Source organism: Ensifer sp. Root278, assembly GCF_001429285.1.
Taxonomy (GTDB): Bacteria; Pseudomonadota; Alphaproteobacteria; order Rhizobiales; family Rhizobiaceae; genus Ensifer.
Genome location: NZ_LMJJ01000043.1, coordinates 211,836 through 237,176 on the forward strand (window position 1 = coordinate 211,836; position 25,341 = coordinate 237,176).

Annotated in this window: 21 protein-coding genes; 14 read left to right on the forward strand and 7 right to left on the reverse strand. The window is 62.8% G+C overall.

The window, feature by feature from the left end; genetic code table 11:
* Positions 1-96: 96 nt before the first annotated feature.
* Positions 97-1,362: an MFS transporter gene (locus ASE60_RS30205; protein ID WP_057255284.1), complete on the reverse strand. Its 1,266-nt coding sequence runs from the start codon at positions 1,360-1,362 to the stop codon at positions 97-99.
* Positions 1,363-1,468: 106 nt separating this feature from the next.
* On the opposite strand from ASE60_RS30205, the gene ASE60_RS30210 reads away from it, so the two are divergent.
* Together ASE60_RS30210 and ASE60_RS30215 are read left to right on the forward strand one after the other, a co-directional pair.
* The gene (locus tag ASE60_RS30210; protein WP_057255285.1) at positions 1,469-1,918 is read left to right on the forward strand and encodes a helix-turn-helix domain-containing protein; all 450 of its coding nucleotides are present in this window, start codon (positions 1,469-1,471) and stop codon (positions 1,916-1,918) included.
* A 105-nt stretch (positions 1,919-2,023) separates the two neighbouring features.
* A complete protein-coding gene (locus tag ASE60_RS30215) occupies positions 2,024-3,187 on the forward strand; it encodes a GGDEF domain-containing protein (RefSeq protein ID WP_057255286.1) in 1,164 nt (387 codons plus the stop codon).
* A 17-nt stretch (positions 3,188-3,204) separates the two neighbouring features.
* On the opposite strand, the gene ASE60_RS30220 is transcribed toward ASE60_RS30215, so the two are convergent.
* A complete protein-coding gene (locus ASE60_RS30220) occupies positions 3,205-4,620 on the reverse strand; it encodes an aldehyde dehydrogenase family protein (RefSeq protein ID WP_057255287.1) in 1,416 nt (471 codons plus the stop codon).
* 96 nt (positions 4,621-4,716) lie between these two features.
* On the opposite strand from ASE60_RS30220, the gene ASE60_RS30225 reads away from it, so the two are divergent.
* From ASE60_RS30225 to ASE60_RS30270, 10 genes are all read left to right on the forward strand, one after another.
* Positions 4,717-5,634 (forward strand): LysR family transcriptional regulator, encoded by a 918-nt coding sequence (locus ASE60_RS30225; RefSeq protein WP_057255288.1) that lies wholly within the window; start codon positions 4,717-4,719, stop codon positions 5,632-5,634.
* 399 nt (positions 5,635-6,033) lie between these two features.
* Entirely contained in the window at positions 6,034-6,537 is a 504-nt protein-coding gene (locus ASE60_RS30230) for a sigma-70 family RNA polymerase sigma factor (protein ID WP_057255543.1), read from the forward strand.
* A 206-nt stretch (positions 6,538-6,743) separates the two neighbouring features.
* Positions 6,744-7,745 carry a FecR family protein gene (locus ASE60_RS30235; protein ID WP_057255289.1) on the forward strand — a complete coding sequence of 334 codons (1,002 nt, stop codon included), beginning with the start codon at positions 6,744-6,746 and terminating at the stop codon, positions 7,743-7,745.
* Positions 7,746-7,865: 120 nt separating this feature from the next.
* Positions 7,866-10,175, forward strand: coding sequence for a TonB-dependent receptor (locus tag ASE60_RS30240; protein WP_057255290.1), 2,310 nt, complete (start codon positions 7,866-7,868; stop codon positions 10,173-10,175).
* A 114-nt stretch (positions 10,176-10,289) separates the two neighbouring features.
* Positions 10,290-10,580 (forward strand): DUF2218 domain-containing protein, encoded by a 291-nt coding sequence (locus ASE60_RS30245; protein WP_057255291.1) that lies wholly within the window; start codon positions 10,290-10,292, stop codon positions 10,578-10,580.
* 105 nt (positions 10,581-10,685) lie between these two features.
* The gene (locus ASE60_RS30250; protein ID WP_057255292.1) at positions 10,686-12,470 is read left to right on the forward strand and encodes an IucA/IucC family protein; all 1,785 of its coding nucleotides are present in this window, start codon (positions 10,686-10,688) and stop codon (positions 12,468-12,470) included.
* Positions 12,454-14,190 (forward strand): IucA/IucC family protein, encoded by a 1,737-nt coding sequence (locus tag ASE60_RS30255; RefSeq protein ID WP_057255293.1) that lies wholly within the window; start codon positions 12,454-12,456, stop codon positions 14,188-14,190. Before ASE60_RS30250 ends, ASE60_RS30255 begins: the two co-directional genes overlap by 17 nt.
* On the forward strand, positions 14,187-15,467 hold the full coding sequence (locus ASE60_RS30260; protein ID WP_057255294.1) for an AMP-binding protein: 1,281 nt from the start codon (positions 14,187-14,189) through the stop codon (positions 15,465-15,467). Before ASE60_RS30255 ends, ASE60_RS30260 begins: the two co-directional genes overlap by 4 nt.
* Positions 15,464-16,756 (forward strand): DUF6005 family protein, encoded by a 1,293-nt coding sequence (locus ASE60_RS30265; RefSeq protein ID WP_057255295.1) that lies wholly within the window; start codon positions 15,464-15,466, stop codon positions 16,754-16,756. The genes ASE60_RS30260 and ASE60_RS30265 overlap by 4 nt, the downstream gene beginning before the upstream one ends.
* Before the next feature lie 13 nt (positions 16,757-16,769).
* Positions 16,770-17,615 carry a sugar phosphate isomerase/epimerase family protein gene (locus ASE60_RS30270; RefSeq protein ID WP_057255296.1) on the forward strand — a complete coding sequence of 282 codons (846 nt, stop codon included), beginning with the start codon at positions 16,770-16,772 and terminating at the stop codon, positions 17,613-17,615.
* Between the two features lie 118 nt (positions 17,616-17,733).
* On the opposite strand, the gene ASE60_RS30275 is transcribed toward ASE60_RS30270, so the two are convergent.
* A complete protein-coding gene (locus ASE60_RS30275; RefSeq protein ID WP_057255297.1) occupies positions 17,734-18,753 on the reverse strand; it encodes a 1-aminocyclopropane-1-carboxylate deaminase in 1,020 nt (339 codons plus the stop codon).
* 144 nt (positions 18,754-18,897) lie between these two features.
* On the opposite strand from ASE60_RS30275, the gene ASE60_RS30280 reads away from it, so the two are divergent.
* Positions 18,898-19,374, forward strand: coding sequence for an Lrp/AsnC ligand binding domain-containing protein (locus ASE60_RS30280; protein ID WP_057255298.1), 477 nt, complete (start codon positions 18,898-18,900; stop codon positions 19,372-19,374).
* A gap of 92 nt (positions 19,375-19,466) precedes the next feature.
* Here ASE60_RS30280 and ASE60_RS30285 read toward each other — a convergent pair whose 3' ends face one another.
* Complete coding sequence (locus tag ASE60_RS30285) at positions 19,467-21,302, reverse strand: ABC transporter ATP-binding protein (RefSeq protein WP_057255299.1); 1,836 nt, start codon at positions 21,300-21,302, stop codon at positions 19,467-19,469.
* Positions 21,303-21,351: 49 nt separating this feature from the next.
* Positions 21,352-22,551 (reverse strand): aminotransferase class V-fold PLP-dependent enzyme, encoded by a 1,200-nt coding sequence (locus tag ASE60_RS30290; protein ID WP_057255300.1) that lies wholly within the window; start codon positions 22,549-22,551, stop codon positions 21,352-21,354.
* Between the two features lie 216 nt (positions 22,552-22,767).
* Between ASE60_RS30290 and ASE60_RS30295 the strand changes: the two genes are divergently transcribed.
* Positions 22,768-23,574, forward strand: a complete 807-nt coding sequence (locus ASE60_RS30295; RefSeq protein ID WP_057255544.1) for an IclR family transcriptional regulator — start codon at positions 22,768-22,770, stop codon at positions 23,572-23,574.
* A 15-nt stretch (positions 23,575-23,589) separates the two neighbouring features.
* Here the strand turns inward: ASE60_RS30295 and ASE60_RS30300 are convergent, their stop codons facing one another.
* Positions 23,590-24,081, reverse strand: a complete 492-nt coding sequence (locus ASE60_RS30300) for a RidA family protein (protein ID WP_244495747.1) — start codon at positions 24,079-24,081, stop codon at positions 23,590-23,592.
* Between the two features lie 46 nt (positions 24,082-24,127).
* Positions 24,128-25,339 (reverse strand): amidohydrolase/deacetylase family metallohydrolase, encoded by a 1,212-nt coding sequence (locus tag ASE60_RS30305; RefSeq protein WP_057255302.1) that lies wholly within the window; start codon positions 25,337-25,339, stop codon positions 24,128-24,130.
* Between the last annotated feature and the right edge of the window lie 2 nt (positions 25,340-25,341).

Here is a 25,341-nt window from a genome sequence, read left to right on the forward strand (position 1 = left end):
GCGGTCGACCGTTCCCTCAGAGGCCCCGCCATCGTGCGGGGCCTTCTCGTTGGCTGAGCCAACCTCGGTCCGCGCTGTCGCAGCTCACTCAACCGTTCAACGCTGCGCGTCTTCCGCATGCTTGGATCCCGTAGGTCTTGTCGCCAGCCAGAAGAGCAGCGAGGTAAGGCTGATCGCCGCGCCCATCAGGCAGACGCCGTTCCATCCCGCATGCGTATAGGCGACCGTGGAGAGAGAGGATCCGATCGCGCTGCCGAGCGAATAGAAGAGCATGTAGGCTGCCGTCAGTCGGTTCTGCGCTTCCGGACGGACGCGATAGATCAGGGCCTGGTTGGTCACGTGGACCGCCTGGAGCCCGAAGTCGAGGACGAGCACACCGGCGATCAGCCACAGGATCGAGTGATGCAGCAATGAGATCGGCAGCCATGCGATGAGCATAAGCGCGAGTGCAATCCCCGTCGTCGCCTGGCCAAATCCGCGATCGGCCCAATGGCCCGCACGAGAAGCGGCCAAAGCCCCGGCGATCCCTGCCAGACCGAAGAGGCCGACCTCGGTATGCGACATGGAGAAGGGCGGTGCGCTCAGCGGCAGGACAAGCGGGGTGAGCAGGGTCGTCACGTTCGCGAAGATCAGCATGGCGATCACGCCGCGGGTGCGCAGCACCGGCTCTTCCCAGATCAGCTTGAAGGTGGAGCCGACAAGGCGGGGGTAGCTGAGCTTGCTCGTTTCCCGTCTCTGGTGCGGCAACAACCTGTACAGCAGGCCGGCGATCAAGAGCGTTGCGACACATGATGCAAGATAGACCGATCGCCAGCCGGAGAGATCCGTCAGAAGGCCCGCGACGGTGCGTGCGGAGAGGATGCCGATCACGATGCCGCTGGTGACAAACCCCACCACCCGGCCGCGTTCTGACGGTTGGGCCAGGCTGGCCGCATAGGCGACCAGCGCCTGTGTCAGGACGGCCAGCATGCCGACCGCCGCGATCGCGGCCATCAGCATTTCGGCGTTGGCCGAAAGGGCGACGAAGCCGAGCGCGACCACTGAAAGCAGGGATTGAATGATGATGACCTTGCGGCGATCGAAAAGGTCGCCAAGAGGAACAAGCAGGACCAGGCCGAGCGCGTAGCCGATCTGCGTCGCGCCGACGATCAAGCCGGCGCTGGTCTGCGAAAGGTCGAGATCCGCGGCCATCACATCCAGCAGGGGGTGGGCAAAATAGGCGTTGGCGACCGCAAGGCCAGAGGCGAGGGCAAAGAGTGTCATCATCGGGCGCGTCAACAGTGATGCCGTGGCATCTCCGGCATTTGGGCGCGCAGCGTCGTTTGCGGCGTCGATCGACGCCGCAGCAGCTCCACCATCCATTGGACTTCTTCCTTATTTCGGTTTAATAATGAAACCAAATTTATGGATACCGATTTGGTTTCATAATGCAACCAAAATCTCGTGGCCGCGAGAGAGGAGAGTTCGTATGGTGGCGCGCAGAAGCCTCAAGGGAGACTACTGCCCCAGCGCGCGATCTCTGGACGCGATTGGCGACTGGTGGTCGCTGCTGATCGTGCGCGATGCGTTCGACGGGCTCCGGCGTTTTAGCGATTTTCAAAAGAGCCTCGGCATTGCCAAGAACATCCTGACGGAGCGCCTACGCACGCTCGTCGATCGCGGCATTCTGGAGACGGTTCCCGTCGGAGAGGCGAAAGCGCGGGTCGAGTATCAATTGACGGCGATGGGCCGGGACCTCTTTCCTGTGATGGTCGCCTTGCGCCAGTTCGGCGAAAGGCACCTCTTTCAGCCCGGCGAGGAGCATTCCCTGCTGGTCGAAAAAGAAACAGGACTGCCTGTGAAGCTCGACATCCGCACACAGGATGGCAGGCCGATCGAGGCCGACGAGACGGTCCTGATCAAGGTGCCCGAAGACTGACCGTGCCTGCAACGCCCGGCGCAGGCGAACCGATCTAACTTTAGACGAATATTCAGTTTTCTCTGCTAGCTTGCTGGAGTCCTTCCGCAGCCGGGGAAATTGGTAATGGGCGTTGTCACGCTAGACCAGGTAGAGAACCAGATCGCGCGCGGCTTTCGTTATCTGCAATTCTCGCCGGAGATCGAGGCGCTGTTCCGCAAGGAATATGCGGCCGAGCGTGTGCGGCTCGCGGTGATCTGGGGCGTGATCGGCGTTTTCATCTACGATCTGGTCTATTTCGGCGATCGTACGATGCTGCCCGACGTGTTCAACGAGCTGCTCGTTGTCCGCTTCCTGGTGTTCACGCCTTTCGTCATCGGCTGTATCCTGGCCGTGCGCCGCTGGCCGGATGCGCTTCTCTACGACGTTCTGGCGGTGGCGATCGCCGTGCTGGGCGTCACCTTGCCGATGGCTGCGGCCACGCAGAGCGCCAGTTCCTACCTGTTCGTCTATCAGAACGGCAACTCCGCCGCCTTCCTGTTCTTCGTCATTGCCTTGCGGCCACGCTTCTTTGCCGTCGTGATCGGGCTCGCGCTGCTGTGCGCTTCCCATTTCACCACCACGCGCCTGACCGGCGCCTTCGACGATGTCACCTATTCCGGCATCATCACCTTCTATTTGACGCTGTCGATCTTCCTGGCGGTCAGCGCCTATTTTCTGGAGCAGAAGGACAGGCAGAATTTTCTCAACCAGTTGAGAGGAATCCTTCTCTATCGTCAGCTTGAGCGTAATGCCGAACGGGATGAACTGACGGGACTGTTGAACCGCCGCTCGCTGGCGCGGGTTGGCGAGATGCTGTGGAACGACGCGCCTCGCCTGGCGCCGGTTTCGGCGATCCTGCTGGATATCGACCACTTCAAGCGGTTCAACGACGTTCACGGCCATATCGAGGGCGACGCCTGCATCCGCGACACGGTGGATGATGCCTCCTTCGTCTTCCGTTTCGGCGGGGAGGAGATGCTGGTGCTCGTGGCGGATCGGGAGCCGCTGCAGGCGTTGGCGATGGCCGAGCGTATCCGCACGGCGATCGAACGGCTCGCCATTGCCCATCGCGGACTTGGCAATGGGTGCGTGACGGCAAGCCTGGGCGTCGCCTCTGCGCTTGCGACTGAGACGACGCTTGAAAAGCTGCTGCAAAAAGCAGACGCGGCTCTCTACGAGGCAAAGCACATGGGCCGCAATACGGTCGCTTTGGCAAGCGCGCCGAAGGCCGGCGCGCAGGTCGCCTGAAACACGGGGATTGCCGCTCAGCCAATGATCGCCTTCGGCTCGAGGAAGGCTTCGAGGCCGAAGGGCCCGAATTCGCGACCGATGCCGGAATGCTTGAAGCCACCGAAGGGAGCCTGGGCATCTGCCGGCGCCTCGTTGAGGACCACGCGACCGGCCTCGAGCCGGCTGGCCACGCGGCGCATGCGTTCCACATTGGTGCCGAGAACGTAGGACTGCAGGCCATAGTCCGTGTCGTTGGCGATGGCGATCGCCTCGTCTTCGTTGCGATAGGAAAGAACGCTGAGGACGGGGCCGAAGATTTCTTCCCGCGCGATCCGCATGCCGTTGGTGACATCGGTGAAAACGGTGGGGCGAACGAACCAGCCACGTTCGAGCCCTTGCGGGCGACCTTCGCCGCCGGCAAGCAGCTTTGCTCCGTCCTCCTGACCGAGACGAATATAGGACTGGACGCGCTGCCATTGTCTGGCGCTGACCATCGGGCCGATATCCGAGGTCGGGTCGCTCGAAGGGCCGATCTTCAATGCCGAGACGGCGGTGGCGAGACGCGAGGTCACTTCCGCTAGTCTCCGCTCCGACACCAGAAGCCGGGTGCCGGCAATGCAGGCCTGGCCGCTGTTGCGGAAGGCGGAAGCAAGCACGCGCGGGATGGCGTGGTCGAGATCGGCATCGTCGAGCAGGATCTGCGGCCCCTTGCCGCCGAGCTCCAATGTTACGCGCTTGAAGCTCTCCGCCGCGGTTCGAAGGATCGTCCGTCCGGTCGTGGTCGAGCCGGTGAAGGTGATCTTGGCGATGCCAGGGTTCTGGCTGAGCTCGGCGCCGACGACATGGCCGTAGCCATTGACGACGTTGAGCACGCCGCGCGGCAGACCGGCTTCGTGCAGCGCTTCCAGCAGAGTCTGGGTCTGGATGGCGCTCATTTCCGACGGCTTGATCACGATCGTCGTGCCGGCCGCGATTGCGGTGGCGAGCTTGGTGCAGATGAAGCCGATGTTGCTGTTCCAGGGGGTGATGGCGGCGGCAACCCCAACCGGTTCCATGACGACCGCGGCGTTGCCGATCTGCCGGGTAAAGGCATAGCCAGCCACGGTCTTCGCGGCGACCTCGAAAACGTGCGAAGCATGCGGCACTGAGAAAGCGAGGAAGGACTGCGGTGCGCCGTATTCGGTCGCCATGGCCTCATGCAAGGCATCGGCGTGCGCAGCGACGGCGTCGCGCAGCGCCTGCAGCATGGCAATGCGCTCGGCCGGTGTCGTGCGCCGCATCGCGGGGAAGGCGCGCCTGGCGGCTGAGATCGCGGCGCGGGCGTCTTCCGCATCGCCGAGACGAACCTCGCCGATCTTCTCCTCGGTGGCGGGATTGAAAAGCTCGAAGCGCTCGCTGCCCTCAGGGGTAACGAAAGCGCCATCGACATAGATCTGCTCGATCATCTTCATCGTTCGGTTTCCTGTTGCGATGAAGGGGATATGCGCCGGAAGCATCGCTAGGATAAGATCATCAATCATAGACAGGTTGATGAGGAAAATAGCGCAATGAGACCCAGTCTGTCCGAACTAGAGGCGGTGACGACGATCGCGCGGCTCGGCGGCTTCCGGGCCGCTGCCCGTGAACTCGGCGTTTCGTCCTCCGCGCTCAGCCATGCCGTGTCGGCGCTGGAGGAGCGGCTGGACGTCCGCCTGTTCAACCGGACGACCCGGTCGGTGGCGCTCACAGCGGCGGGCGAGGCCTTCGTCGCCGAGGTCCTGCCGGCTCTCGCCGCGATCGACGGTGCCGTCGAGAGGGTGACGGAATCCCGGTCGCGGCCGACCGGGACGCTTCGGCTGAACACCTCGCCCGGAGCGGCACGCATGGTGCTGCAGCCGCTGCTGATGGAATATCTCCGGCGCTTTCCGGAAATGGCGGTGGAGGTGGCGACCGACAATGCGCTGGTGGACATCGTCGCCCTCGGCTTCGATGCCGGCTTCCGGCTGGTTGAGGCGGTGCCGCCGGACATGATCGCAGTGCCGGTCACGCGCCAGTCGCGCATGATCGTCGTCGGATCGCCGGATTATTTCCGGGAGAGGGCGGCGCCTCAGCGACCGGCCGATCTCGTGAATCACACTTGCATTCGGGCGCGCATGGCGAGCGGCCGGATTTATCACTGGGAGTTCTCGCGTCATGGCGAGAGCGTGGAGATCGATGTGCCCGGACGGCTCATTCTGGACGAGAGCGGGCTGATGCTCGAGGCGGTACTGTGTGGCGCAGGGCTGGCCTATCTCTCCGACTATGCGGTCCAGGAGCACGTCGCTGCCGGACGGCTGGTGCAGGTTCTCGAGGATTGGACGCCACCCTATGACGGCCTTTGCCTCTATTTCTCCGGCCGGCGACACGTACCGGCAAAGCTCCGGGCGTTGATCGAGCTCGTCAGAGAGCTGCGTGTCGAGGGCGGGGGCGCGGATGTTGCGCCTTGAATCTCGATGAGAAAGTGAGACGAACCGGACAGGTTGGGCGCTCGACTGCCGTTTCGTTGGCCATGGCGAGAAACCGGAAAAACCGCCATGTTCGCCATCCCTGCCGCGTCCGGTTGACACGGTTCGCGCTCAGATAGGTAATCCGCCCTCGGAGCGAAAAGTTCCGCTTCTGCAACGGGATACGGTCTCCGGCCAAGGACGCTCAGGCTCGGCGGCGAGGCGTCGAGGCAATTGGCTGGAAAAATAACATGACTATTACAGACAAGTTTATTTACGCGTGCTAAGAGACGTCGCGTTCGTTTGGCCACCCGGTCCACCGATCGCGTCGCGGCAAGCAGTGCGAACGACGCTGGACGCCACATCAAAGTTGTTTTGTTCGGATCAGACGCCTTGGTCGACATGGAAACGCGCCATCAGGTCTATTTCACCAATCGTACCGCTTTGGTCGCCTATGCCACGCGCATCGTCGGGTCGCGTGAGACTGCCGAAGACATCGTGCAGGAGGCATTCATCCGCTTCGCGCCGGCCAACACCGACAATGGTTCCCAGGGCCTCTCGCCTGCCTATCTCTACAGGATCGTCCGCAATCTGTGCCTCGATCTTCTCAAGCGTCGGAAGATAGAGGCGCGGGAGGAACAGGACGAGCCGCCGTTCTGGTCGATGCCGATCGAGATGCCGACGCCCGAAGACATTGCCGTGGTGGCCGACGAGATCCGGCGCATTTCCGGCGTCCTCGACGATCTTCCCACGGACGTTCGTGTTGCCCTTGAGATGCACCGCTTCGGTGGATACACCCTGGAAGAAATCGCCGCCCACCTGAATATCTCGGTCGCAACCGCACATCGCCATGTTCGCACCGCCATGATGCGGGTGGCGACAACTCTGGCGGGCGATGCCTCATAGAATTTTGGGCCGGCGTGAAAAAAAATCCGAAGCAATTCGTCTTTGTGACAGACCGAATGATTCCGCTACTGCATGTTGCCTTTAGTCGTACCCGACTAAAGGACAAAAACATGCAGCAATTCAAGGTGCTACAGCGACCTTTGCGCGTCTGATAAGACGCGCGGCGCTATAGTGTCTCGTCGAACACGTAACCAGCAGGCAGAACTTTGACAAAGGACAACCAGATACCGGAGGCGTTGCTCGAAGAGGCCATGGACTGGTTTCTCGAACTGAAGGCGCGTCCGAACTGTCGGGAGACGGAAGTCGCATTCCGGACCTGGTTAGGCAGGTCGGAGCTGCATGCCCGATCCTGGGAGACGGCGTTGAAAACCTGGCAGCTGCTCGGAGAAACGCCGCCGGTTCATGAGCACCTTTGGCGCGGCGCCACGCCATTGGTTTCATCTGCGGCAACCACCGGCCAACCGAAGCGCTGGGCGGCCAGAACCTTGGTTGCCGGCACCGCAGTCATGGCGCTTGCCGCCTGCCTGGTGCTGTTCGTCGCGCTCCCGTCGCTGCTGGTGTGGTGGCAGGCCGATCATGTGACCGAGACCGCTGAGAGCAGGACGATCACGCTGGAGGACGGCACAACTATCCAAATGGGCGGCGGCAGCGCCATCGCAACCGAGATCAACACCGCGGCCCGGCACGTCCGCCTTCTCAAGGGCGAGGCCTATTTCGATGTTGCACGCGACCCGTCGCGTCCGTTCGTCGTCGATGCCGGCGGCGTGGAGGTTTCGGTTCTCGGCACCTCTTTTGACGTGCAGCTTGCGAGTACGGAGACAACGGTCGAGCTCGCCCACGGCACGGTGGCCGTTTCGTACAGCGGGGAAAACCATAAGCAGAATTTCGAACTCGCGCCGGGAGAAATGGCGACGGTGGCGCATGCGACGGGTGCTGTCACCCGAAGCGCGATCGCGGCCGAAGAGATCGGCGCCTGGCGCAGCGGCAAGATGTTCGTCAACAACGTCACCGTTGCCGCTGCCACCGAGCGGCTGCAACGTTACCATTCCGCCTGGATCTCCATCCCGCAATCCGACCTCGCGGCGCGACGGGTAACGGGCGTCTATGATCTCACGGATCCCGATCACGCTCTTCAGGCGTTGGTGCAGCCGTTTGGTGGCAAGGTGCGCGAGGTGACATCCTATGGCCGCGTTCTGACGCAATTTTAATTTGGACTCAAAAATTCAAGAAAAAATCGCGGACCGGTGAAAAAAAATCCGGAGCCCGTCGTCTTTGGTCCGAAGCGCCTGCCCGAGAGGCAGCGCGCTGATCATCGAGACGGGGGTAAAATGAGTTCGCCGAAATGCCGCAAGGGACATCTTTCCTTCAATGCAGGATATAGCCATGCAGGACTGCGCCTGCTGACAACGACGGCGATCGTCGGGCTTTCCTCCCTTGCCTTCATGCCCCTTTCCGTCGCCTCCGCCCAAGAGACGACGTCGCGCATCAGCACCGCCCGCACGTTCAACATTCCGTCGCAACCGCTGGCGAGGGCATTGAATGCCTTTGGCCGGCAATCCAGCCTGCAGGTGACCCTGGCTGCAGCGACGTCCGAGGGCATTCGTTCGACCGCCGTCAGCGGCACGCTGGAGCCGCAGCAGGCCCTGGCGCAGCTGCTCTCAGGCACGGGCATCTCCTACAGGGTATCGGGCGGAACGGCGCTGATCGGCTCGGCGACGGCGGCCGGCAGCGGTGACGGCGTGGATGCTTCCGGCGCCACCGTCCTCGACCCGATTTCCGCCTTTGGCAGTGGACCGCTCGGCGCCGGCGAGCTCGTCATCTCGTCGGAGGACCTGAAGCTGAAGAACCCCGCCAACATTGCCGACGTCTTTTCAGGGGAGCCGGGCATAGCCGTCGGCAGTTCGCTGCCGATGTCGCAGAAGGTCTATGTCCACGGGATCGAGGAAACGAGCCTTGCCGTGACCATGGACGGCGGCCGCCAGAACAACAAGGTCTTCCATCACAATGGCACGAACCTCATCGATCCGGGCCTCCTGAAGGCCGTCAGCGTCGATGCCGGTGTTGCCCCGGCCGATGCAGGCCCGGGAGCGCTCGCCGGTGCGATCGCCTATGAAACGATTGATCCGCGCGACCTGTTGGATGCCGATAGCTTCGGTGGCTTCGTCACGTCGAGCTACAATTTCAACAGCGACACGGTGACCACGGGCCTCTCTGCCTATGGCATGCATGAAGGGCTCGAGTTCCTGGGCTATTTCAACTTCGGCAAGGGCAACGATTTCACCGCCGGCAACGGCAAGGAGGTCGAAGGCACGAGCACCAATCTGCTGAGCGGCCTCGGCAAGCTCGCCTACGAGTTCGACAGTGGCGACCGTTTCGAGATCAGCCACGACCGTATCAATGACGATGCACCCCGGCCGTTCCGCGCCAATGTGGGTTCGATTTCGAACCCCAAGCCGTGGGAGCCACGCATCCGCGACTATACGCTCGACCGGCAGAACACCGTGTTCACCTATACCGACAGCACGCCGGAAGGGTGGTGGGACCCGAAGCTCCTGCTTGCCTACAGCAAGACAGAGGTCGATCTGCCGATCTTCCCGAAGCCGGCACCGGGCGTTCCGAAGACCTATGACGCCACCGGCACGTCGGATAGTTTTAACGGCAAGTTCGAGAACAAGTTCCCTTTCGACATTGGCAATGTGATTGCCGGCATCGACTTCTACAGCGACAAGGCGGAGCTTGAGGATCTCTACGATCCCGGTACCGAGAAGGCGCGCAATGTCGGCATTTACGCGCAGGCGAGGCTAGAACCCTGGGAGAGGACACGCCTTTCCTTTGGCGCGAGAGGGGATAACCAGCACTTTACCGGAACGACGGGGGAGAAATGGACCAGCTCGGGCTTCAGCGGTAACGTCTCGGGCGAATACGATCTCATCGAGGATCTCTTGATCGCCAAGGCCGGCTACTCGCATGTCTGGGCGGGTATTCCGCTTGCCGAGAACTTCATCATCAATCCCAATTGGGACTATGGCAACGGTCCGAAGCCGGTAACGGCCGACAATTACATCTTGGGACTGGAGGCCAACTACAACGGCTTCATAGTCGAGGGCAGTGTCTTCCAGACCGATCTCGATGATGCGCGCGCACCGCGCTTCCGGGCAGACCTCGGCATCGCCGCCCATGATGTTCGCTCTCGCGGATTCGAAATCGGTGGCGGCTACAATTGGGGTGATGGCTATTTCAAGGTGAAATACGCCAATATCGACGTCGAGATCGACGGCAAGCCTGCCGATTCCGACCTCGGCACCTATCTCGCAGCACCCGCTGGCCAGATCATCACGCTCCAAGCGATCCACACGCTGGCCGACTGGGGCGTCACCTTCGGTGCCGACGCCGAGATTGCGCTCGACTACGACGACGTCGCTGCCGGCAGCAAGCCCCTCGAGGGCTACGAGGTCTTCAACGCCTTTGTCGAATATGTACCGCCGCAACGGCCAAACCTGACACTGCGGGCCGAGCTCAAGAACATCTTCGACGAAACCTATTCGGACCGGGCGACCTACGGCCAGGAGTTCGGGAACGTGACGCCGCTCTACGAACCCGGCCGTTCCTTCATCCTGACCGCCCGAGCGACCTTCTAGGCCGACGGTCCGCAATCGTGGCTGCCGCGTCCTCCCCGCGGCAGTCGCCTCAAGACGCGACGGCGGCCACCCAAGGGCCGCCCGAGCCAGTGAAAGCCGAAACAGGAGTTCCAGATGCAAGAAGCGACCACCCATTTTGCAACGGACGACGGCCAGAAATACCTGACGCAACTCTGCAAGCACTTCGCCCACAAGATCGACGTCGAACAGGCTGGCGATCGCGCCGAGCTCCGGTTCTCCTGCGGGACCGGTTATCTCCAGGCGACACCGGATGGCCTGAGCATCCGCGCCCGATCGCCCGGCGAGGCCGATCTCGCCGACACGAAGTCGGTCATCGAAAGCCACCTTCTGCGCTTCGCATTTCGCGAGGAGCCGGGATCGCTCCACTGGCAGGCTGCCGGCTGAGCGCCACGGGCTGACAACGCTCTCACTAAGAAAATTCAATGTGTTGGTCGAAAACGCCCAACGCCATTGCGCGGCTATGCGTGTCGCGTGCCGAGGATCGACAGGATGCAATCGTCTAGGCAAATCGCAGAAATCGCCACCTTTCAAAGCTTCGCCAACTGCTACCTGCGCGAAGTGAATCCGGGTATCCGGGTCATGCACCGAACCGCCGCCGGCGCTTTCGACTGCGTGGAATGGTCCCTTCCGAGGCAGCACATGATCGTGCGCGTCGAGGTGACGTCGCCGTCCCTTTGCGGCCCGCATCACTTCGGCCGGGTCTGGGGCAGGGGCGTTTCCGACGGGACATGGCGCCAGATCGAACTGATCTCGGCGCTGCATATCCTCATCCACGAGTGCTACCGCCAGGGCGATGAAAACCAGGCGGATACCTTGCGCGGCTTTGAACTCGAACTGCTGATGCGGGTGCTCGAAAGCTATCAGCAGACTGCACTCTACATCGATAAGGCGGAGCCCGAGCCGGCGAGCGGCGGCCATTTCATCGAAGCGGAGCAGTCGCTCGTCTTTGGACACTGGCAGCATCCGACGCCGAAGAGCCGGCAGGGCATGACCTACTGGCAGCAGGAATCCTATGCGCCGGAACTGCGCGGTGGGTTCAGATTGCACTATTTTGCCGCCAGGGCGGAGTGTGTGCGACACGCGTCCGCCCGTTCGGCGGCGGCCCATGAGATCGTCCGTTCGCTGATGGGGCCGGACGCAGAGAGCATCGCGCTCGGGAGCGACGAGCACCTGCTGCCGATGCACCCGCTCCAGGCGGAAGCGCTGCTGCTCGATCCCGATATTCAGGCTATGTTTGCCGAAGGGAAGCTGCGCCCCCTCGGTCCAGCGGGCCCCGTTTTCACGGCGACCTCATCGGTGCGCACGGTCTACGCCTCCGATGCGGATTGGATGCTCAAGTTCTCCCTGCCTGTCCGCATCACCAACTCGGTGCGTCTCAATCGGCGCCAGGAGCTCGAGGCGGGCGTCGCCATGGCGAAGTTCATCGATTGCATCGGCTTTGCCGCGCGGTCCCGCAACTTCCGGATCATCCAGGACCCGGCCTACATCACGCTCGACCTGCCCGGCCGGAGCGAAAGCGGCTTCGAAGTCATCCTGCGGGAGAACCCGTTTTCGGGCGTAAAGGGCCGTGGCGTTGTGACCGTTGCCGCCCTGACGGCCGATCCGCTTCCGGGACAGATTTCCCGCCTGGAGCGCCTCGTCCGAGCTCTCGCCGCGCGCACGGGTGAAAGCCTGCTGGGCGCGGTCCTCCTGTGGTTCCGACGTTATCTCGATTGCGCGGTCGAGCCTTTGATCCGCCTTTATGACGACTATGGCATCGCGCTCGAGGCGCATCAGCAGAACAGCCTGCTGGACATCGCCGACGGTTATCCCTCTGCCAGCTATTATCGCGACAACCAGGGCTTCTATCTCTCCGAACGCTATCGCAGCCTGATCGTCAGCCATGTTCCCGAGACGCAAACGATCGCCTCACTCTATTTTGCCGACAGCGAAATCCGCGACCGCTTCGCCTACTACCTGATCGTCAACCAGGTCTTCTCGGTCATCAGTCGCATGGGCCATGACGGCGTCTGCGACGAGAGCCTGCTCTTGCGCGAACTGCGCCTGCATCTCGAAGGTTATGCCGCCCGCATGAGCGGAGCCGGCCGCGAATTCGCGCGTCATGTCCTCGACCTGCCGACGATCGCCTCCAAGGCCAATCTGACGACCCGCCTCTATGACGTGGACGAGCTGCAATCCAATCACGCACCGACGCTGTACCGCCCCGTGCCGAACCCGCTCAGGGCGCCGGCCGTCCTGACAGTGCCGAGGACCGATCATGCCATTGCCTCTTGATCTCAAGGGACGGCCGGAGGAGCGGGTGCTTCGCCAGCTCGTTGTTGCGCTGCTGTTCGAGGGCATCGTCGATGCCAGTGAGCGAGTCCACGGGGATGCGGTCGACTTTTCTTGGTCGCTCGGCGGCCGGGACTACCGTTGCCGCGGCGCGATTGGCCCCTTCGGACGGCTTCGCCTGGTGCCGGATTCTGTAGAGATGCGCCAAGACACGGACAGCTGGGTCGCGCCGCCGCTGGCGCAACTGGTTGCCGCTTTGCCGGGCAGCGGTCCGACACGCGGAAAGCTGCTCGACGAGCTCACGCAGACGATCGCCTTCTGCCAGTGGAACGAACGTCACCTCCCTGCGCGGTCGCGGCGCACGATGTCCTTCGCCGAACTCGAAGGCGCACTTGATGAAGGGCATCCGTACCATCCCTGCTTCAAGGCGCGCACCGGCTTTTCCTTCGCCGACCATGCGGCCTACGGACCGGAAACGGGCCGGGCATTCCAGCTCGTCTGGCTGCTGGTGGCACGCAAACATCTTCACCAGGCAATGCCCGGCGGCGAGGATGCCTTCTGGCGCGTGGAACTCGGACATGAGGTGTGGGCCGAGCTGCTCGCGAAGCAGCAGCAACGCGGCGTCTCGCCGGAAGATTTCGGGCTTGTCCCGCTGCACCCCTGGCAGTGGCGCGAACTGCGCGAAACTGAGCTTGCCGGTTGGATCGCATCGGGGGACATCCATTATCTGGGGCCGGCCGGCGACCGCTACACGGCGACGCAGTCGGTGCGCTCGCTGCTGAACCAGGACCGGCCTCATGCCGCGGGCATCAAGCTGCCGCTCAACATCGTCAACACCTCGTCGCGGCGGACGCTCGAGCCGCATTCGGTCTGCACGGCGCCGGTGATCTCGCGCTGGATTGCCGGGATCGTCGGGAACGATCCGGCCTTTGGCGAACGCTACCCGCTCACGATCCTGCAGGAATATGCCGGGATTATCGCCGATCGCGACGGACCTTTGGCGGGCCAGGTAGCGGCGATCTGGCGCGAGAGCGCTGAAGCCACCCTTGCAACGGGCGAGGCTGTCGTTCCCTTCAATGCCCTGATGATGGTCGAGGCGGACGGACGCCCGTTCGCCGACGACTGGATCCGCCGCTTCGGCCTCATGCCGTGGATCAACCGGTTGATCGAGATCGCCGTCCTTCCGGTCTGGCATCTGCTCGTCCATCATGGCCTGGCGGTCGAGGCGCACGGGCAGAATATGCTGCTCGTTCATCGCGACGGCTGGCCGGTCAGGCTCATCCTGCGCGATTTCCACGAGAGCATCGAGTTCTCGCCGGGCTTTCTGCGCGAGCCGGAAAAGGCGCCGGACTTCCTGGCACTGAACCCGGCCTACCGTGATGCTGAGCCGGACCAGTTCTATTGGACGGACAATCTGGATTCGCTGCGCGAATTGGTGATGGACACGCTGTTCGTCTACAATCTCAGCGAGATCTCCCATTTGCTCGACCACTGCTACGACCTGCCGGAGCCACTGTTCTGGCAGCGGGTCCAAAACGTGCTCGCGTCCTATGAGAGCGAGCATGGGGCGACCGAGCGGCTGAGCCAGCTCGGCTGTGGCCAACCCCGCATTCTCACCGAGTCCCTGATGACGAGGAAGCTCCTCGCGGCGAAGCCCGAATACCACCACACGGTGCCGAACAGCTTGGCCGCGAAAGCGCTTCAACGAAGGAGAAAGTCATGATACGCATCGATGACAGGCTCTACGACGAGTCCTATTTCGGCGAAACATCGGCACGATTGGCCGCCGAAGTCGGCCTTCGCGAACGCGATACCGGCCGCTATGCCGTTTGTTTTGCCGAGACGGTCGACTGGCTGTCGCTGTTCTTCGCCATCCGCAAGGCGGGCGCGAGCGTGCTGCCGATCCACCCCGGAACACCCTATCCGGCCGCACGCAAGCTCGCGATCGGCGCCGGTTGCGATCGGCTGTTCTATAACAGCCTGACGGCCGAAGTTCTCGGGGAAGCCGAGGACGCTTCGCCGCAGGGAACGCTGCTGCAGATGAGTTCCGGCACGACAGGCGCGCCGAAGTGCATCGCGCGCAGCTGGCAGGAGATCGGCGCCGAAATCGAAAGCTATGTTCGCACGTTCCGCGAGCCGGAGGACATGACGCCGGTCATCGCCTGCCCGACCACCCATTCCTACGGGCTGATCTGCGGCATTCTGGTGGCGTTGAGGCGCGGCCAGACGCCCGTGATCGTCAACACCGGGAACCCGAAATATCTGCTGAAGGTGCTGCGCGAAACGGAGCGGCCGTTGCTCTATTCGTCGCCGGCGATCCTGCACACCTTGGCGCGGCTTCTGCCCCAGGGCGAACAGATCCACGCGACGATGACGTCCGGCACCCTGCTCCCCGATCCATGGTTTGCCGATATCCGCGCCAAGAGCCAGTTCATGTTCCAGCAATATGGCTGCTCCGAATCCGGCTGCATCGCCATCAATCCGGATGTCGCCGCCGCTGGCGACATGGGCTTCGTGCTGCCGCATCTTTCCGCGGAAACGGGCAGCAGTTTCGAAGACGCCGGAGAGATTGTCGTCAGGAATGGCGATGGCGCGCCGATCCACACGCGTGATCTCGGCTATCGCCGCGCCGACGGCATGCTGGTCTTCGTCTCGCGTCTGGACGACATGATCAATGTTTCCGGCCTCAACGTCTATCCGAAGGACGTGGAGGATGCCGTCATGGCCATGCCCGCGATCACCGATGCGGTCGCCTTCCGCAAGAGCGACCGTTTTGCCGGGGAGCGCGTCGCTCTGCTCTTCAGCGCCGAGGTCCAGGTGGCGCCGCAGGCGGTACGCGAATGGTGCAGCCGCCATCTCGCGGGCCACCAGTTGCCGATGGAGATCCTGCAGGTCGACGCGGTCCCGCGTCAGGCGAACGGCAAGATCAGCCGTCGCGATGTCGCGGCCCGCCATATGGCAGGGGAGTTCAACAGGCCGATGGCGGGAGCTGCATCATGAGCGAGAACGAAATCCTGGCGGCGATCGAGACCGTTCTCATCGAAAAGATGGCACATGGGCACATGGAGGGGTTCGGCCCGGATGCCCGCCTCAACGAAGACCTCTATCTCGATTCCGTCCTGATCCTGGAGATCTTCCTCAATCTCGAGCTCGAATACGGACTTTCCGTGCCGGAAGAGGCGATCGCAAAACAGGAGATCGTGACGGTCGGCGATCTCGTCTCGCTCTATCTGCCGAGGACAACGGGTACCGTCGTTCCCGCCTTTCCGCTCACAGGCGGGACGACCGACGAGGGTGTCCATGGCGAAGCCTATTATGACATCAAGGTGCATTGCTTCGTCAGTTGCGTCTCCGATGGCTTGAAGCGAAACGGGCTGGACCAGCGGCCGTTCTATTTCGGTGTCTGGGATGCGAAGTTCGCGGTCAGCGACCGCTTCGAGCTTCTCTATCACGCACCCGACATTACCCAGGAATTCTTCCGCGGCTGGTTCGAGCGGCTCTACGGTGTCTCCTTCGTCGAATGGTACGATCCGGAGCGCACCAAGCTCGACAACCTCGCAGTGCTCACCGGTCTTCTCAAACAGCGCAGCGAAACCGGCTCGGTCATGGTCATGCTCGATATGTTCCATCTGCCGGAGCGCGAGAACAAGTTTAATCAGAACCCGTTTCCGCACTATCTCATGCTGCAGGAGACCGCCGATCCCGAGACCTGGTTCGTGCATGATCCGGACTATCGCTGGGAAGGCGAGATCGCCAAGGAAAAGGTCATTCACGCGATCCTGCAGCCGACGGTCGGCGGCGGCTACGTCTTCGATAATGCCGAAGCGCGCGCGCCGCACGCGGAAGACCTGAAGGCCTATTTCGAGGCATGCTTCGTCAGAGACCGTAATCCGCTTGTCGACGCCGTCCGCGAAATCGTCGCCGCGCACCTCGACGAACGAGACGGGCTTATGCTCTCGAATCTTGGCGCCGCGGTGCGCGAATTGCCCGTCATCACCATCCGCAAATACGCCTATGAACACGGCTTTGCCTTCTACTGGCGGGCGCTGAAACTACCGGCGGCGGAATTCGAGGGGTGGTGCGCGGAAATCGAGGCGCTGGTTCAGGCGCTGAAGACCCTGCACTACGCCGTGATGAAACTCGCTCAGACCGGCGATCGGTCCCTGGCGGGACCAGTCCTTGAGCGTCTCGACGAAGCGGACCGGCTGGAAACAAAGCTTAAAGCCAGGCTCGCTGAGGTCTTCGATCTCTGGTGCGACCTCGTCCTTCCCGCAGAAGTTCCCCATTGAAGAGAGTTGCACGATGAGAGTTTCGCTCTGCACCATCACCTTCCGGCATCATCTCATCTCGCTCGATGAGATCGCCGCCTGGGCGGAGGCCAACGATTTCCAGGGCATCGAGCTCTGGGGCGCGCATGCGCGCAACCTGGCGCCGCGCTCGGATCGCAACGCCGAATGGCTCGACGGCTACGGCCTGTCCGTGCCGATGATCAGCGACTACTTGCCGCTTGATGGCGATACGGAAGCGTTGCGGCACAAGACAGTGGAGCTTTGCAGGCTTGCCCGCCGCTGGCGCACCCGCAAGATCCGCACCTTCGCCGGAAGCCGCGGCAGTCTGGCCGTCGGGGCGGACGAGCGGCAACGGATCGTCGCTCGGCTGAAGGAGATCTGCGAGATCACCGCCAGCTACGGCATTCAGCTGCTTGTCGAGACGCACCCGAAGACACTGGCCGACACGGCGGCCTCGACCATGCAACTGATCGAAGAGGTCGACCATTCCCATTTCGCAGTTAATTTCGACACGCTGCATGTCTGGGAGGGCGGTGACGATCCGGTTGCGGTCCATCGGGCCATGAAGCCGCACATCCGCCACTACCACCTGAAGAACATCGTTAGCCGGGCGGATCTCACCGTCTTCGAACCGGCCAATGTCTATGCCGCCGCCGGCAACAGGCGCGGCATGACACCCTTGTTCGAGGGAACCGTCGACTACGATCGATTCCTCCGGGAGATTTCCGGCGATCCGCTGGCCGATGCGTCGCTGGAGTGGTTCGGCAATGATTGCCTGGACACCCTAAGGCGCGACCGCAGGCAGGTGCGCCAGGCGATCGAAGGCGGCGAGCGCCCGTTGCTGACGGCAAACGTCTAGGAACGTGTGCAGAAAAGCCTTCGCGGCGGACTCGGCAGTCCGGCACGAAAGTGAGTAGAACACCGCGCTTTAATCGAACAGCGCGGTGTTCGATGGAGAAGGGCGAAAGTCGGCTGTGTCAGCCGTCCTTGTAGTAGTAGCTGTAGCCGTTGAGCGCCGGCGCGCCGCCAAGATGAGCGTAGAGGACGCGGGATCCTTCGGGGAAGAAGCCCTTGCGGGTGAGATCGATCATCCCCTGCATGGATTTACCCTCATAGACCGGATCGGTGATCATCGCTTCGGTGCGGGCCGCAAGCCGGATCGCCGCGTTCGTTTCCTCGGATGGTACGCCATAGGCGGGGTAGGCGTAATCGGGATTGATGACGATCTCGTTTTCGCGGATCGCCCGGTTGAGCCCGACCAATTCGGCTGTGGAATCGACGATGTTGCGGACCTGGGCGCGGGTTTGCTCGAGCGTGCCCGATGCGTCGATGCCGATCACCCGCTCGGCCCGGTCCTGCGCCGCAAAACCGACGATCATGCCGCCCTGGGTCGAACCGGTGACCACGCAGACGACGATGTAATCGAAGGTGAAGCCGAGTTCCTTCTCCTGTTCCGCGACCTCTTCGGCAAAACCGACATAGCCGAGCGCGCCATATTTGTGCACCGAGGCGCCGGCCGGAATCGGATAGGGTTTGCCGCCCGCATCCTTCACCGACTGGATCGCGTCCTCCCAGCTCTTGCGGATGCCGATGTCGAAGCCGTCATCGACCAGCCGGCTGTCCGCCCCCATCAGCCGCGTCATCAGGATGTTGCCGACACGATCATAAACAGCATCATAGTGCGGCACCCATTTTTCCTGGATCACCACGCATTTCATGCCGATCTTCGCTGCGGTCGCAGCGACCATGCGGGTGTGGTTCGACTGCACGCCGCCGATCGAGACCAGGGTGTCAGCGCCGGAGGCGATCGCATCCGGAACGATGTATTCGAGTTTCCGGAGTTTGTTGCCGCCCATGGCAAGACCGGAATTGCAGTCTTCGCGCTTGGCATAGATCTCGACTTTTCCGCCAAGTGCTGCCGTCAGCCGCGGCAGATGCTCGATCGGCGTCGGGCCGAAGGTGAGCGGGTAGCGTTCGAACTTTTCGAGCAGTGACATTGATCCAGGCCTCCGTGTGGAAATTGTAGGCAAAGGATAGGGGAAGATGCGTGAAAGGTGCTCTCTAATTTCCTGTTCTGGTTTTTTGCAGATGAGATAGAGTTCTCAAACGATTTCGTTGTTCTTCAAGATTGTGGCTCAGAAATGAAAGATTCTTCCAACGAAGATTTCGACAGGATCGACATCAAGATCCTGCGCGCCCTGCAATCAGAGGGCCGGCTGACAAATGCTGACCTGGCCGAGCGGGTGAATGTCAGTCCGGCCACCTGCCACCGGCGGACGCAAAGGCTGTTCGACGAGGGTTACATTACCGGCGTTCGGGCGGAAATCGCACCCGCTGCCGTCGGTCTCGGCGCTTTGGTGATGGTCGGCGTGGTGCTCGACCGTTCGACGCCCGAAAGTTTTGCGGCCTTCGAAGGCGCGGTGATGGAGATGAAGGAAGTGCTCGACTGCAACCTGGTCGCCGGCGATTTCGACTATCTCCTGAAGATCCGCGTCCGCGACATGGCCGATTTCAACAAACTGCACGGCCTGAAGCTGATCGCCTTGCCCGGAGTGCGCCAGACCCGGACGTTCTTCGTGATGAAGGAAGTCAAGGAGAACGCGCGGCTGCCGTTCTGACGGCCGTCATACGGTTGGCCGCCCGCGCAGGAAGGTGCGCGCGGCTCACCTGTCTCGATCGAGAAGGATGCGGCCGGCTTGACGCAGTCCGCCTAGACCTGGACGAAATGGTCCTCGGCGACCTGTTGATAGCGCCGCTCGACCGGAACGTAGTCGGGCGCGCGCAAGGGGCTTTTGAGCTCGTCGCTCGCAACGCCACGGCGCGTGTGGCGGCGGGTCGGGTCGGCGATCGGGACGGCGGCGATCAGCTTCCCGGTATAGGGGTGCTGCGGGTTTTCGAACACCTGTGCGCGTGAACCGATCTCGACGATTTCGCCGAGATGCATGACCGCCACACGGTGGCTGACGCGCTCGACGACCGCCATGTCGTGCGAGATGAACAGGTAGGCGAGGCCGAGGCTCGCCTGCAGGTCGAGCAGCAGGTTGATGACCTGCGCCTTGATCGAGACGTCGAGTGCGGAAACGGATTCGTCGGCGACGATCACCTTCGGGTCGAGCGCCAAGGCGCGCGCGATGCAGACGCGCTGGCGCTGGCCGCCGGAGAATTCATGCGGGTAGCGCGCCGCCATGTCGGGTTGCAGGCCGACGCGTTCGAGCAGGTCGGCAATCCTCTCGCGGGCCTGGCGTGGCGTGCCGAGCTTGTGTTCGAGATAGGGCTCGGCAATGGCCGCCCCCACCGTCATGCGCGGATTGAGGCTCGCGAAGGGATCCTGGAAGATCATCTGCATGGTGCGGCGCATTTCGCGCAAGCTCTTGCGGTCCATCGCCAGCACGTCCTTTCCGTCAAGCATCACCGAGCCGCTTTCCGGTTCGATCAGCCGCATGATCGCGCGGCCGGTCGTCGATTTGCCGCAGCCGGATTCGCCGACGAGCGACAGCGTCTCGCCCGGCTGCAGGCTGAACGAGACGTCTTCGATCGCGTGCACGCGGCCCTTGAGCTTGCCGAGCAGGCCCGCATGGATGTCGAAGCGCTTGACGAGGTTCTTCACCTCAAGGATCGGCTTGCGGTCGGATTGAACCGTGTCGGTCGCTTCAGCCACGGTACCCGGAAGACCGGTTGCCGCATCGATGACCGGAAAGCGCATAGGCTGGGGCTCGCCCTTCATCGCCCCGAGCATCGGCACTGCCGAAAGAAGCGCGCGGGTATAGGGATGTTTCGCCCTGAGGAAGATGTCTTCCGTCTTGCCGGTCTCGACCGCGTCACCGCGGAACATCACCACGGTGCGATCGGCGATCTCGGCGACGACGCCCATGTCGTGGGTGATGAACAGCACCGAGGTGCCTTCCTCCTCCTGCAGCACTTTGATCAGGTCGAGGATCTGGCCCTGGATGGTGACGTCGAGCGCCGTCGTCGGCTCGTCGGCGATCAGGAGCTTCGGACGGCTTGCAAGCGCCATGGCGATCATCACGCGCTGGCGCATGCCGCCGGAGAAGCGATGCGGATACTCGTCGAAGCGCGAGGCGGCCGAAGGGATACGGACCTTTTCCAGAAGGCGAATGGTTTCTGCTCTCGCCTCCGCCTTCGACATCGGGCTGTGGCAAAGCAGGGCTTCGGAGATCTGGTCGCCGATGGTGAACAGCGGATTGAGGCTGGTCATCGGCTCTTGGAAGATCATCGCGACGTCGTTCCCGCGCACATGACGCATCTCGGATTCGGGCAGGTCGAGGATGTTGCGGCCGCCCATCATCACCCGGCCCTCGACGCGGCTCGTTTCCTTCTGCAAGAGCCGCATGATCGAGAGCGAGGTGACGCTCTTGCCCGAACCGGATTCGCCGACAATCGCGACGGTCTCTCCCGGCGCCACCTGGAAGGAGATGTCGCGCACGACGGGCTTCCATGCGCCATCGACCAGGAACGAAGTCGTCAGGTTCTCGACGGAAAGAACAGGCGTCGTCGAGCGGGCCTCTGCGATTGCGGTGTCGGTCATGTCGGCTCCTCCGCCTGTTGCTATGCGTCTTGTCGTTTTCGGTGTCCGGTCAGTCGGGCCAGCGCAGCAGGCCGGCGAAGCGCCGGGCGTTGCGCTCGCTGAGCGAGGTGGCGATGATCTCGTTCGAGGCGCGCGCCTTGTCGAGTTCCTCGGCAAGGCGGCTTGCGACCACCTTCTCCTGGCCGGGGTGCAGGTTGCACGGGTCGAGATAGAAGTAATTGTGCTCGGCCTCGTGGTCCCGCACGATGATCGGCGGTGTGCCGCGGGCGAGCGCGTCGGCGAGATCCCAGGCGGTGATGTGGGCTTCCTGCGGGTCGATGTTGACGCGCAGGCGGTCGAGCGGGTTGTTGGTCGGATCGGCCTCGACCACCGGCTTGATGCCGGGGCGGCCGCTCAGCGTCTCGTGCCAGAGGTTCAGGTAACCGGTTTCACGCTCACGGATGCCGGCGTGGTCGCGCTTTTCCCAGGCTTCGAGTGCCGCCATCACGCCCAGCATGCTTTCCTTGCCGACCTTCATGCCGCGGCCGATGCCGAGGTTCTGCAGGAAGGTGTTGCGCACCAGGTCCTTTTTTCCGGCGACGATGCCCGAAGTCGGGCCACCCAGGAACTTGTGGCCGGAATAGAGCACGATGTCGGCGCCCTCATCGAGGAAGATGCGCAGATCATATTCCGAGGCCGCGTCGACGATGACCGGCACCCCCTTCGAATGGCAGACCTCGGCAAATTCCTTGAGCCCCAGGAGGCCGTATTGCACCACATGGTGCGAGACGACGTAGACGGCGCAGGCCGTACGCTCGTTGATCGCGCCCTCCAGATGGTAGCGATAGGCCGATGTCGCCTGGCCGACCAGCACCGGCTTGGCGCCGGCGATGCGGATTGCCTGGTCGACGGGCGCGCCGTAGCTCACCACATGGCCCATTTGGATGACGACCTCGTTCTTGAGGCCGCTGGTGTCGGGCAGGCGCTCGATCGCGGCAAGGTCGCTGCCGGTCATGGTTCCCGAGACGGCAAGGCTGATGCCGGCGGAGCAGGACGCCGTGACGAAGCCGGCTTCGGCACCCGTCAGCCGCGCGATCACGGGGCTCACCTTGCGCTGCAGGTCGTTGATCTCGACGAATTGCGGCAGTATGCCTGTCATCGCGGCGATCGCTTCCGGGACCACGATCGATGCGCCGAGCCCGGTCATCGTGCCGGAGACGTTGATAACGGGACGAAGTCCGAGAGCTTCGCGAATGTCACGGTCAGGCATAGTGGTCTCCATGTGATTTTTTGGCAGGCGATTTTCTGGCAGGCGAAACGGATAGACTATTCCGTTTTCGCGGAATATCTACCATAGTAATGAAGTATGGGTGAGGCCTTCCGCCATCTGTCGCGGCCGCCATCGAGGGCGCGGCAGCAGCGGGACCCGACACTTTCCCGGCAGGCGCAATTCGAGCCGCGCAGGAGTTGAGCAGTGGACAAGACGATGACCGGCGTCGAGCCGAACGAGGACATAGAAACGACCGGCAAGCCGCGCCGTTCGCGCGTGAGCGGTATGGACCGCGCCTTGCAGGTGCTCGATTTCCTTTACGAGACGGGTTCCCCGAGCGGCGTCTACGCGATTGCCAAGGCAGTCGGCGCGCCGCTGTCGACGGCCTATGTGATTGTCGACGACATGGTCGAGAAGAACCTGCTCAGCCGCGATGCCGATGGGCTCGTCTGGCTTGGCGACCGGCTCTATCATTATGGCCTCGCCTATGCCCGTTCGCTCGATTTCCTCGGCGTTGCCACCCGCGAGATGCATGACCTTGGTCGGGAAGTGTCCGAAACGATCCAGCTTTGCGGTCGCGACGGCGACTACATGCAGGTGCTCGCCATGGCCGACGGTCCCGGCCATTTCCAGGTGACCTCGCGCGTCGGTACCCGTGTGCCGCTCAACTGGACGGCATCCGGTCGCCTGCTCGTCGGCCATCTGCCGGCCGACGAAAGGCTCGAGCTCTTCCGCCGCTGCGCCCGCACCTCGCCGACCGGCCGCGCCGACATCGATCCGGCGGCACTTTCCGATCAGGCCGGCAGCGCGCTTGCAGCAAGGCTGTCTATCCAGGCCGGCGAATCCGATTACGCGGTCGCCTGCGTCGCCGCTCCCATTCTCGACGACAAGGGCAATTGCGCCGCGACGATCTCCATCGTTCTGCCCGAGCAGAAGATCGTCGACGACCGGGCGTTCTACGCCGATCACGTCAGGGTATCCGCCGAGCGGATCGAGAAGATGATGGGCTGGCGCAGCCATTGATCCAACCTCCCGTCGTTAATCGTGCAGAGCGACGATCGCTTCGATCTCGACGGTGATGTTGCCGGGTAGCGACCCGAAACCCACCGCCGAGCGCGCATGGCTGCCGGCCTCGCCGAAGACATCCATCATCAGGTCCGAGCAGCCGTTGATGACGCGCGGGTGCTCGGCGAAATCCGGAACGGCATTGACCATGCCGAGGATCTTGACGATGCGCTTGACCCGCCCGAGGTCGCCCAGTGCATCGTGCATGACGGCAAGCAGGTTGATGCCGGTCAGCCGGGCGTGATCATAGGCGCTGTCGATATCGACATCGGCGCCCACCTTGCCGGCGTGCAGATGGCCATCGACTTCACGCGGGCCCTGGCCTGAGAGGTAGAGGATATTGCCTTCGCGCACATGCGTCACGAAATTGGCGATCGGCGGCGGCGCCGGCGGCAGGTTGATGCCGAGGGCCTGAAGCCGTTGATAGGGCGAGACGGCGGCAGGGCTGTCTTTTTTCTGATCCAGACTGTTCACGCGATGTCCTGTCATTTCTGTATTCTGTCGTCTCGAGTCAGCGGTAGCCGAAGCCATGGCTGTGATCGGGGCACTCGATATGCGGCGGCTGGTAGCGGTTGGCCGCGACCACCTCAGCGCCCATGACCGCGTAGCGTGGCTCGAAGAGGCGGTTGAGGTGCGCCTCCGCCCCAAGGGAATCGAAGACCCGCAGTTCCGAGTCGACGAGGTCGAAGAGGGTGAACTCGGCGCGGGCGCCGACGCTCAGGAGATTGTCCATCGGCAGGCGGATCACCGAGGCCGGCGCCTGGGTCACGGCCTCGACCACCTTTTCAAAGGGCATGCCGACGCTGAGCAGCTTCGACATGGTGGTGCCGAGATCCCAGACGGACTGGTTCATGCTGCGCAGATGTACGTCGGTGGAGATTGAGAAGGGCAGCAGTCCGCGGGCGATCGCGACTTCCGCGACGCGGAAGGAGAAGGAGGCGCCGCCATGGCCGATGTCGAGGCGGATGCCTTCGCCGGCGCAACGTTCTGCAAGCTCGAACAGGTCCTCGTCCTCGATGATGCTGGAGCCGGCCTTGCCGTTGAAGCAGTGGGTGACGATGTCGCCGGGGCCGAGGATCTCCAGCACCTCGTCATAGAGCGCCGGGGGTTCGCCGACATGCACCATCATGGGGACCTTCAGGATCTTGGCGATCTTCTTACCGAGCTTGACCGGCGTCACGCCCCAGGACCCGGTGATCATATGGCTGGCACGAACCTTCAGCCCGACGATGTGCTCGCGGTTTTCCTGGTAGCAGGCGATGATGCGGTCGATGTCGATCGAGCGGATGTCGGAGAGTTCACTGACGCGGTTGCAGGCGACAAGGCCGATCGAGCCGAGATTGAGAAACGCCTTGATGCGCTCGCGCGACGGCTCGATGATGTATTCGCGAAAGCCGTGGAAATTGGCTTCGCCGGCGGAACCCGCATCGACGATGGTGGTGACGCCGCGCTCCATGCCGCAAAGCTGCGGGCGCACGGAGATGTCGGTGCCGCCATGCCAGACATGGGCGTGCAGGTCGATCCAGCCGGGCGAGATCCAGGCGCCGTGACCCTCGACGCGACGCACGCTGCCGGATGCGTCCAGGTTCGGGCCGAGGGCCGAGATGCGGCCTCTGCCATCGACGAGTATATCGATCGTTTCGGCCGGCGCGTCCACGCCGAAGGCGACGGGTTTCACCTGCCGGATCAGGACCGGACCGGCGTCCTTGGTTGCGTTCGTCATGA